General features: G+C 46.4%; 10 protein-coding genes. 1 reads left to right on the top strand and 9 read right to left on the bottom strand.

What is annotated here, in order from left to right; translation table 11 throughout:
• Positions 1 to 754 precede the first annotated feature (754 nt).
• From FC82_RS06335 to FC82_RS06315, 5 genes are all read right to left on the bottom strand, one after another.
• Complete coding sequence (locus tag FC82_RS06335; protein ID WP_056996512.1) at positions 755 to 1405, bottom strand: ABC transporter permease; 651 nt, start codon at positions 1403 to 1405, stop codon at positions 755 to 757.
• Positions 1405 to 2337 carry an osmoprotectant ABC transporter substrate-binding protein gene (locus FC82_RS06330; RefSeq protein ID WP_054759636.1) on the bottom strand — a complete coding sequence of 311 codons (933 nt, stop codon included), beginning with the start codon at positions 2335 to 2337 and terminating at the stop codon, positions 1405 to 1407. Before FC82_RS06330 ends, FC82_RS06335 begins: the two co-directional genes overlap by 1 nt.
• Positions 2338 to 2350: 13 nt before the next feature.
• Positions 2351 to 2980 carry an ABC transporter permease gene (locus FC82_RS06325; protein ID WP_056996511.1) on the bottom strand — a complete coding sequence of 210 codons (630 nt, stop codon included), beginning with the start codon at positions 2978 to 2980 and terminating at the stop codon, positions 2351 to 2353.
• On the bottom strand, positions 2977 to 4194 hold the full coding sequence (locus tag FC82_RS06320; RefSeq protein ID WP_082620238.1) for a betaine/proline/choline family ABC transporter ATP-binding protein: 1218 nt from the start codon (positions 4192 to 4194) through the stop codon (positions 2977 to 2979). The genes FC82_RS06325 and FC82_RS06320 overlap by 4 nt, the downstream gene beginning before the upstream one ends.
• Before the next feature lie 317 nt (positions 4195 to 4511).
• Positions 4512 to 5141, bottom strand: a complete 630-nt coding sequence (locus FC82_RS06315; protein WP_054759633.1) for a GntR family transcriptional regulator — start codon at positions 5139 to 5141, stop codon at positions 4512 to 4514.
• A 247-nt stretch (positions 5142 to 5388) separates the two neighbouring features.
• Here FC82_RS06315 and FC82_RS06310 point away from each other — a divergent pair, with 247 nt between their 5' ends.
• Positions 5389 to 5790: an aggregation-promoting factor C-terminal-like domain-containing protein gene (locus FC82_RS06310; protein ID WP_056996509.1), complete on the top strand. Its 402-nt coding sequence runs from the start codon at positions 5389 to 5391 to the stop codon at positions 5788 to 5790.
• 143 nt (positions 5791 to 5933) lie between these two features.
• On the opposite strand, the gene FC82_RS06305 is transcribed toward FC82_RS06310, so the two are convergent.
• Genes FC82_RS06305 through FC82_RS06290 form a run of 4 tightly spaced genes read right to left on the bottom strand, consistent with a single transcriptional unit; the run spans position 5934 to position 9199 of the window.
• Complete coding sequence (locus FC82_RS06305) at positions 5934 to 6779, bottom strand: potassium channel family protein (RefSeq protein ID WP_082620234.1); 846 nt, start codon at positions 6777 to 6779, stop codon at positions 5934 to 5936.
• 8 nt (positions 6780 to 6787) lie between these two features.
• Positions 6788 to 7465 (bottom strand): matrixin family metalloprotease, encoded by a 678-nt coding sequence (locus FC82_RS16720; protein WP_065101442.1) that lies wholly within the window; start codon positions 7463 to 7465, stop codon positions 6788 to 6790.
• A 49-nt stretch (positions 7466 to 7514) separates the two neighbouring features.
• Entirely contained in the window at positions 7515 to 7838 is a 324-nt protein-coding gene (locus FC82_RS16860) for a hypothetical protein (protein WP_056996508.1), read from the bottom strand.
• Positions 7839 to 7879: 41 nt separating this feature from the next.
• Positions 7880 to 9199: a sensor histidine kinase gene (locus FC82_RS06290; protein ID WP_056996507.1), complete on the bottom strand. Its 1320-nt coding sequence runs from the start codon at positions 9197 to 9199 to the stop codon at positions 7880 to 7882.
• Positions 9200 to 9202: the final 3 nt, after the last annotated feature.

Genomic DNA, 9202 nt, shown 5'->3' with positions numbered 1-9202 from the left:
AAGCTAGTCTAATTGGTCTAGTTATCAAGTGTTGCACTTCAATTTTAAATCGGGGACCATTTTATAATTAGATTCGGAAAACGAAAAAAGCGTTCGTCCCCCATACCGGCCTATAGCCAATACAGGGACGAACGCTTCGTGTTACCACCCTTGTTCGCAGATTATTTGCACAATCTGCCTCAACGACACCTTATGATGTCTGGGATCGTAACGCATCCTTGCGAACCCGTTGCGTGAACAGCAGGTCTCCAATTTGGGCTCATTCACCAACGCGTGCGTATCCTGCCTTTCACCAAATACAGGTCGCTTTGTCACGTCGTTGTCGGTTACTATTCCCATCCGAATTTCATAATCTAATTACTATTTAATATAAGCATCCGACATGGTTCTGTCAATAGGTTTTTAAAATTAATTATTTTATTTGGACTTTTGACGCAGGGTGTTACTTGATGAGAGAGCAAAAGCTCTGCCAGATAACTTTTACATCTTTATGTATCTGGCAGAGCTTTGCGTTGTGAACTGTGAGTTGCTTGTCGGTATTTGGCATTTTTAGAATGCTTGTTTTCGTACGATGATTGCTCCTTTATTATTTTCGGAGATTCAGGCTGCATTCGTGGTTTGCTTTCTTGGCGTCGAAACGTGTTCCGAAAGGCAAGGAGCTCCTGCAGAAGGGACTCTGAGCCAAAAAGTCAGGCCCGGACTTTTCGGCTCAGAGTCCCTTCTGCTCCGCTCCTTAAACGCCTTTCTCCACACTCTAGGTTGTTGGATCCGCCTTTTTTTCCACCCAAGCTAATATGAGGTCAACCACGATTGCCATCAGGGCAGTTGGTAACGCACCTGCCAAGATAATGGCACTGCCGTTTGTGGCATTTGTTCCACGGATAATGATATCCCCAAGGCCACCAGCGCCAACGAAAGTCCCGATAGCTGTGATTCCGATGGCGAGCACCAGGGCGTTTCGCAAGCCAGCCATAATCACCGATAGCGAGAGCGGCAGTTCCACCAAGCGCAAAAGTTGCCACCTGGTCATACCCATGCCCTTACCTGAATCTAAGACACTGGCATCAACGTTTCGCATCCCCGTATCCGTATTTTTGATGATGGGCAACAGTGCGTACAAGAAAACCGTCACGATAACCGTATTCACACCCAAGCCAAGACCAATCATGATGATTGATAACATGGCCAATGACGGAATGGTTTGAATGACGTTCGCTATCCCAATAACCACACCGCTGAGCTTACCATGATGGGCAATGAAAATACCGATTGGAATCCCAACGACTGCGGCAATCAACACACCATAGATAGAAATCAAAAAGTGCCGGGAGAACTGGGCTAACACATAGGACCCGTTATGCTGATAGTAATAGATCAACTGTTGCCATAGATTCATATTTTGCATTAGTTGTTCCCCCCTTCAAAGTAGTTGTGCTTCTCCAAAAATTGTTTGGCCACAACTTCAGGTTCTTTCAAATTATTATCCACTTGATAGTTCAGCTTCTGCATGGTCTTCAAGTTGATCTTACCGTCTAACTTGTTGATAATCGGTTTAAGTTGCGGGTGCTTCTTCAAGATAGCGTTGGTCGCAACCGCACTTGCGGTGTATGGCGGGAAGAAATGTTTATTATCCTTCAGCAGCTTCAAATGATAACTGTTGATCCGGCCATCCGTAGAATAGCCTAAAACAGCATCCATCTTGCCGACAGCCACCGCATCGTAGACCAGCCCAATTTGCATTGGGTGAATGGAACCGAAACTATAGCCATAGGTCTTTTGAAACCCATCATAACCGTCGCCTTTACGGTTCAGCCAAATTTGATCGACCCCAACGCTCATCTTAGGGGCCTCCTTCTTCATGTCGCTCACGGTGTTCAAATGATACTTCTTAGCCGTTTTCTGAGTAACCATGAACTGGTAGGTATCCGAAAAACCATACGTTGGAAAGTAAGTCATATGATACTGTTTATTAAAAGCCTTTTTAACAGTCTTGGTAGCTCGCGCCGCGTTTCGGTCCGCCGACTTTCCCATGATGGTGGTCAGGTCAGTCCCGATATACCGAATGGCCGAAATATCTGCCTGATTATTTTTCAAGGCATTAAAACTGACGGTCCCGGAACCTAGATTGTTAATAATGGTCGTGTGTAAATTCGTGTAATGCTCAATCATATTCTGCAGCATGTAGGACATAATCTGTTGTTCAGTCGTGTTTTGTGAGGCGATCCGCACCGTGTCTTTAGTCGAACTGGAAAGTCCGGGAAAGCCGCATCCGCTCAGACTGGTAAGTCCAAGCACCGACACAAGGAGCAAGATCAGCCAACGTTTAAATCGTTTCATTGATCAGCCCTCCTTAAGCATGTGCCGTTTTGGGCGTCAGTGCGAGTTCCAATTTACCCAGCAGAAAATCGGTGATCAGGGCCAGTAAAATAACGGGAATTGACCCACCGAGGATCAGGTCGGTCCGATACAGATTCAACCCATTGAAAATGAAATCCCCTAATCCGCCAGCGCCAATGTAGGACGCCAACGCAGCCCAGGCAATCACGTAGGTGGCTGAGAGTCGGATACCCGCCATGATGACCGGTGCTGCCAGCGGGACTTCAACCTTGATGATGGATTGCCAGTTCGTCATCCCCATACCCTTTGCTGCATCGCGCAGGGTCGGACTCACACCGTCCATCCCAAGATAGGTGTTTCGCAAAATTGGCAGTAACGAGTAAATGAACAGGGCGACAATGGCGGGAATAGCGCCGATCCCAAAAATCGGAATCATGAACGCTAGCAGCGCCAAAACTGGAATCGTTTGGAGCATGCTGGCAATCGAAATTACCACGTTAGCGACTTTTTTCGCTCTCGTCAGTAAAATACCAACGGGAACTGCCACAATGACCCCTAGTCCAAGCGAAATGGCTGAAATGTAGATATGCTGCCAAGTTTTATACAATAATTGCCAGCCATAGACTGATAAGAAGTGCATCATTTGGCATCACCACCTTGCCCGTCATCGTCCGCCGTCTCTTGAGATTGCGACAATTTAGCCGCCGTTGCGCTCTTTGTATCTGAACCATCAGTGTCTTTCTTGTCATCGTCACCCCAAAGCGCGTCGTACACAATATCCACAAGGGCGGCCCGGGTCACGATGCCGACCAAATGATGATTTCTATCAACCACCGGCACGTTTTTAAAGCCACGTTTCAGAATCCGTTCAACGGTATCCCGGATCAGCGAATCTGATGACACGTAAAAGACATCCGAATGCATAACGTCACCCACACTGGTAGCCGTTTTAAAGTTATAGTCGATATCTTCAATATCCATATATCCCTTCAACGTGCCGCCGCTGTCGGTGACCAGCAGTGAATCAACTCGCCGATCATGCATGGTTTTCAAGGCTTCTTTCAGTAGCCGATCAGGGGTGATCGAAGCCACGTTTTTGAGCATGACTTGACCAACAGTAGTAATACTCGGCCGAGCCTGGATCAACCGGTCGTGTCCCAACAGATTTTCAACGAATGCATTAGCTGGATGCCGCAAAATTTCATCGGGCGTTGCCACCTGCATAATTTTGCCATCATCCATGACGACAATTTTCGTTGCTAAATTCAGGGCTTCATCCATATCATGGGTCACGAAAATAATCGTTTTCCCTAACCGTTCCTGCAGATCCTTAACTAAATCTTGCAAGGCTTCACGGGTGATCGGGTCCAAGGCACCAAACGGTTCATCCATCAAAATGAGATCCTGATCAGCGGCCAAGGCCCGGACAACACCGATCCGTTGCTGCTGACCACCAGAGAGCTCAGACGGATAACGGTCGAGAAATTCTTCTGGCAGTTCTACCAGTTTGATCATTTCTTTAGCCCGTTCGTTCATCTTCTCCTGCGACCACTTTAGCAATCTCGGCACGATGGTAATATTCTGCCGGATGGTCATGTGCGGCATCAGCCCGATATTTTGAATCACGTAGCCGATTTTTCGCCGCAGTTTCACCGGGTCCATTTCGCTGATATCCTTACCATCCAGCTCAATGGTACCGGAAGTCTGTTGTAACATACGGTTGATCATCCGCATGGTTGTTGTTTTACCAGAACCTGAAGTTCCGATAAAACACACAAACTCCCCTTTTTCAATTTCCAAATTAAAATCTTCAACCGCGACTTTTCCGCCGCTATAGGTCTTGTTTAGATGTTCCATTGTTAAAAACAAAGTCGTCACTTCCATCCTCTCGTAAACCGGGGTCGATTTTTATAAATTTAATGTGCATGTTCTTACTACATTGTAACGTAGACTTGTTACCCAATGCAAAAAAGTGGTATAGGCATATTCACAAAACTGTCCGTTGTTCGGCACTACAGATTATGGCCTTGGTCACACGGAAGTCAGCATATTTGCCCAGTGGATGCAGAAATTTCCGCGCGTTACCGAGTTGGCCGCCGACAAAATAAGGACTGCGGTACACCATAAAAAAAGAGCTGCGTGAGCAACCCCTTCTCTTGGCACTTATGCGGCGACTAAAGCATTTTTCGTAACACTTTTGCCTGTTTCATTCGGTGCCGTCGTGCTAACCGGCCAGCCTCAGCTTGTTTACCATTCGTCAGCAGCGCAATCAGTGCGGCGTGATCTTCAACCGCTTCGATTTTTTTTGGAAATTGACGTTGATAATACCGAGATTCCGTGGGTCGCAACTGAACACGTAATATATCAGCAAATTTGCTGGCATAGTTGCTCGGACTTCGACGCAGCATCACCTGATGGAATTCTCTGTCAATGTTCATCGCTTCTTGCCACAAACTCTTTTCAATGGCATCACGGTACGCGTCATTTAATTGCGTTAACGGCGCGATCAATTTTGGCAACACGTTACTCAGTAATTCAACCCCGCCCTGTTCAATGCGCCCCAGTAATTCGTAAGTTGCCGGAATGCGATCTTCCTGCACCATCGCCACCCGGGTACCAATGTTTGGTTCAACTTCCAAGAAGCCCTCCGCTTTTAATTGCTGAATGGCTTCTCTGACAGGGGTTCTGCTCACTTGATACTTTTCAGCTAATGGGCGGTCAGCAATCATTTCACCGCTGCGAAGTGTCCCATTCATAATATCTTGCTTTAGGCTCACATAAACTCTTTGTCGGTTTGTTACCACTTTATTCACCTTCTCAATTTTGTCCTATGCGATTATTTACCTAACTCTATTTTAACCGACAAAGGTGATATTTTTGTGGATAAAGCTTGAAGATTTCACACTTGGAACCGCCAACAAGTGAGCGTTTTCACGAATATGACAAAAACATTTCAATCATTTAACGGCATAGTAACCGCCTATTAATATAACTGAAACATTATCCGTGTATGCTTATCACAGTTAATTAAATCGGATAGGGAGTTATACAATGTCAAAAATTCACATAAAACTAGTTACTGCATTCTTATTAGTATTCGGCTTCACCGCAGGTATGGTTACTGATACCGCATCAAACTTCAACAACGAACCAACAACTGCGCAAGCCTCAACAAAGCTGACCGCCACTCAAAAAAAGGAAATCAAGGCGATTAATTCAGGCTTGTCATCAACTCAAAAGTCTGCTAAAAACTGGATTGCCTATCATGAATCAAGTTATAGCTATACTGCACGTAACGGAAATTGTTACGGCCGTTATCAATTATTGATCTCTTACCTCAAGGGTAACTTATCACCAGTTAACCAAGAAAAAACAGCTAACACCTACGTTAAGGGTCGTTACGGCACTTGGACAAAAGCTAAGAAGTTCTGGGTTGCTCATCACTGGTACTAAAAAGTATTCACATTAATAAAAATCGTACTTAAACTCGATTGCATCATTAAAAAGACTAACCGCTCCTTATGTGAAGGCGGTTAGTCTTTTTTGTTGTCTATTAATGCGAAGTAATGGTTTTGCCGGCTTTGGATTATCAGCAATCAACGCTTCGCCTTAGCGGGCGTCTTACTACCCGGCTTAGGCTTTGGCGCTGTCTTTGGCTTTGGTTTACCCTTAGGCTTCGGCTTAACTTTTGTTTTTGGTTTAACACCTGCTGATTGACGATCAACCTTACGCTGCAGCCGGCGAACTTCCTTCGTCAGCATCTGAATCTGATTGCTCAGATCCTGCATGGTAGGTTCGTTGGTGGTCGTCACAGTGGCCCGGTCCGTAAAGAACTCGGTAATCTGTGACGTTAACAAACCAATAAAACCAACACCACCAAACATCAGCGCGGTGGCAATGACTTTACCCAGTCCTGTTTTCGGGAAATCATCCCCGTACCCAACGGTCGTGGCGGTCGTAACGGCCCACCACATTGCTTGTGACAACGACTGGTGCTCCGCGATGGAAAACAGCCAAGCGCTCACACAAATGATGACAACACTGATTGTGATCAAATAAATGAAGCCCGTGTCATAGAGAAAACGGTGAAAGCTGCGGCTCCATTTACCAGAGATGCCGAGATGCCAAATAATATGGTGCACCTTAATGATCCGCATTAACCGACTAAGTCGAAACAGCGCAAACACGGGGTGCATGGGAATAATCCCAATCAGGTCCAAAATGTTATCCACTAAGAACCACTTCCGATTCGGCGTGCGAAGCAGTCGAACAAGGTAATCAATAACGAAAATCACCCACACCGACGTATTCAGCTGGTGGATCCATGGTGACACGGATGGGCTGAACATAATCGTGAGTGCCAGTCCCGCTGAAAGAAACACGAAGAAACTGACCATAATATGATAAAACAAAAGCCATTTTGACGTTGTACTCGTCTTCATGATAATTGTCACCTTGAGCTTTCAGGATAAATTGATTTCAAAGCGTTAATGTCCATTTTCGACAAGACACTGCGGCCGTGGTCAACTGGGTACATGACCGATGATAGACTGGCACTGTGGTCCAGTCCCAAGGCATGCCCTAATTCATGGACAGCGACTGACTTTTTAATTGCCATTTGCGGGTACTTCACGTTTAATCCCGCCCGTGCATGATTTACAGTATAGGCGCCCCAGCCGGTTCGTTCAATGATTTTCGGTCCGCCGTGACCAGATTCAATCATCCCCTGCGAAGCCGTACTCGTTGCCTTACTGTAAACGAAGAAGGTGATTCGATTCTCTTTTGCTGTCCCTTCGCCCGCTACCAGATGAACAACACCGGTCGCATTATAGGTCGCAACCGCATCCTCAAACATTTGCTTGGCGTTACTCGGCATGTTGGCGGCGAAGTGGTAGTAGTAAGTATTTGATAACGTTTTGCCCTGCACAATGGATTCGATCGGCGTCTTGTCACTAGTATCGCTTTTTTCCTGCGACTTTGTCTGCGTCGTCGAAGTTGGCAGCCACTTAGCAATCAGCTGCTCGCCCTTCGCTCTTAGATTAACTGGTGCTGGTTTTAGATCCAATGTTGTGGGCACAAATAAAACGACGATGGCGGTGAGCCATGCGAGCCAGTGTTTTCTTTTCACTTTGGGCGTTCCTCCTTTGTGGGTGTTGGGTGTTGGCCATCTGGGATGATTAAACCATTAAAGCCAGGGACCCTTGATTTTTGGGGTTTCCTGGCTTTGTGAGTGTTTGTGCCTGTCCCCGGTTGGCGTTTTGTGGTTTGTGGTTTTGTGGTTTTGTGGCCTTTTGGCCTTTTAGTTTCATGGTTTTGCTGTTTTGTGGCCTTTTTGTTTTGTGGTTTTTTGTTTGTAATTGATTTGTTTTGAGTGCTGCCTTGGTTGTGGGGTTATTTCTTATAGCCGAAACGTGTTCCAGCAGGCAAGGAGTTGCACCTAAGGGACTTCGACCCAAAAAGGCAGGCCCGGCCTTTTTGGGTCGAAGTCCCTTAGGCTCCACTCCTTAACCGCCTGCTTCCACACTCTGGCTTCTTCCACACTCTACTTAATTGCCAAACTAGCCACAAATATTGCCCCCGTTGGCTGGTTATCTTTAATCGTTAGCTTGCCGTGGTGTTGTTGCACCACCCACTGTGCGATGGCTAGGCCTAAGCCGTTGCCGCCTGTTTTTGAGTTTCTTGATTTATCTGTTCTGTAGAATCTGTCGAAGACCTTTGGCTTATCTTCGTCCGAGATTCCCGCTCCTGTATCGGATACTGCAATTTGCACAGTATCCTTCACTCTAGTCACGTCCACGCCCATACGACCGTTTTCCGGCGTGTATTTGATGGCATTATCCAGTAGGATGACTAACAGTTGGCGAATCAGATCCGTATCCAGCTGCGCTTTGCCCTCCGCCGTCACGTTTGCAGCAAATGATTTTTGCTGGCTGTTGGCGATTTCGACATACGGCCGCAGAATATCTGTAAACCAGGGGTGCAGATCGACTGATTGCGGGTTAAATTGAGTCACGTTTGAGTCTGAACGAGCTAGTGTCAATAACCGACTCGTTAAGGTCTGCATGTGCCGAACTTCATCCAGCGCGGTCGACACTTCATCAACTTGGTCAACGATTCGAGATTTTGGCTGCGTCAGCAGGAACTCCAACTGGTTTTGAATCACCGTCAGCGGCGTTCGTAATTCATGGGCAGCGTTAGCACTAAAGTCGCGTTGTTTGCGCCAAGCCGTAATGATTGGCCCCATGCTCCAACGTGATAATAAGTAAGAAATCAGGATAGCGAGTACCCAGAAGAAGATCAGGGTAACCATTAATGCTGATCTGAAACTGTTGATGGCCATTAGATCAGCATCGATAGATTCCATGACCATCACGTAACGTCCAGCATACACTGGGTTACTGTTGCTCTTCGGTACCTTGATCAAAATCGTCCGAAAATGGCTGGTAATTTCATCAGATGTCAAAGAGAGATCCTCAACTTTATTCAGGTTCTTTTTGATCAGTTGGGCCTTTTTTAAAAGTCCATAATTCCGTTCGCCAAGCATCGCCGCGTTCATAATTTTACCCTTGCTGTTGAACACAATGATGTTTGACCGAAACGGTCCGGAAGCTGATGGTGACCGCTTAGCCTTTGGATCCGTTACTGAACTGGCTGTTCGATGCTCCATTTTCGGGGTCGGCGTGTTCCGCAAGATTTGACGCTCCTGCCCACGCAATCCCTGATCAATATTGGTATAAATCGACTGGTTAAAGAAGAAGTAAACCACGAAACCAAGGGTGGCAAAAAGTATCGCAAAGGTGACGAGCTCATTAATAAAGAGTCTCGTCTGCTGTCTTGTTTCGGGTTTTTTCTGCTTCTTCATGCG

The sequence above is a fragment of the Secundilactobacillus collinoides DSM 20515 = JCM 1123 genome, assembly GCF_001435975.1.
Taxonomy (GTDB): Bacteria; Bacillota; Bacilli; order Lactobacillales; family Lactobacillaceae; genus Secundilactobacillus; species Secundilactobacillus collinoides.
The sequence above is the reverse complement of the archived record's forward strand: the minus strand, read 5'-3'. Positions and strand labels throughout refer to the sequence as shown.

Excerpts from the sequence above, each read along its gene's own strand:
- FC82_RS06335 (WP_056996512.1), bottom strand. The coding sequence starts at position 1,405 with ATGCAAAATATGAATCTATGGCAACAGTTGATCTATTACTATCAGCAT.
- FC82_RS06330 (WP_054759636.1), bottom strand. The coding sequence starts at position 2,337 with ATGAAACGATTTAAACGTTGGCTGATCTTGCTCCTTGTGTCGGTGCTT.
- FC82_RS06325 (WP_056996511.1), bottom strand. The coding sequence starts at position 2,980 with ATGATGCACTTCTTATCAGTCTATGGCTGGCAATTATTGTATAAAACT.
- FC82_RS06320 (WP_082620238.1), bottom strand. The coding sequence starts at position 4,194 with ATGGAACATCTAAACAAGACCTATAGCGGCGGAAAAGTCGCGGTTGAA.
- FC82_RS06310 (WP_056996509.1), top strand. The coding sequence starts at position 5,389 with ATGTCAAAAATTCACATAAAACTAGTTACTGCATTCTTATTAGTATTC.
- FC82_RS06305 (WP_082620234.1), bottom strand. The coding sequence starts at position 6,779 with ATGAAGACGAGTACAACGTCAAAATGGCTTTTGTTTTATCATATTATG.
- FC82_RS06290 (WP_056996507.1), bottom strand. The coding sequence starts at position 9,199 with ATGAAGAAGCAGAAAAAACCCGAAACAAGACAGCAGACGAGACTCTTT.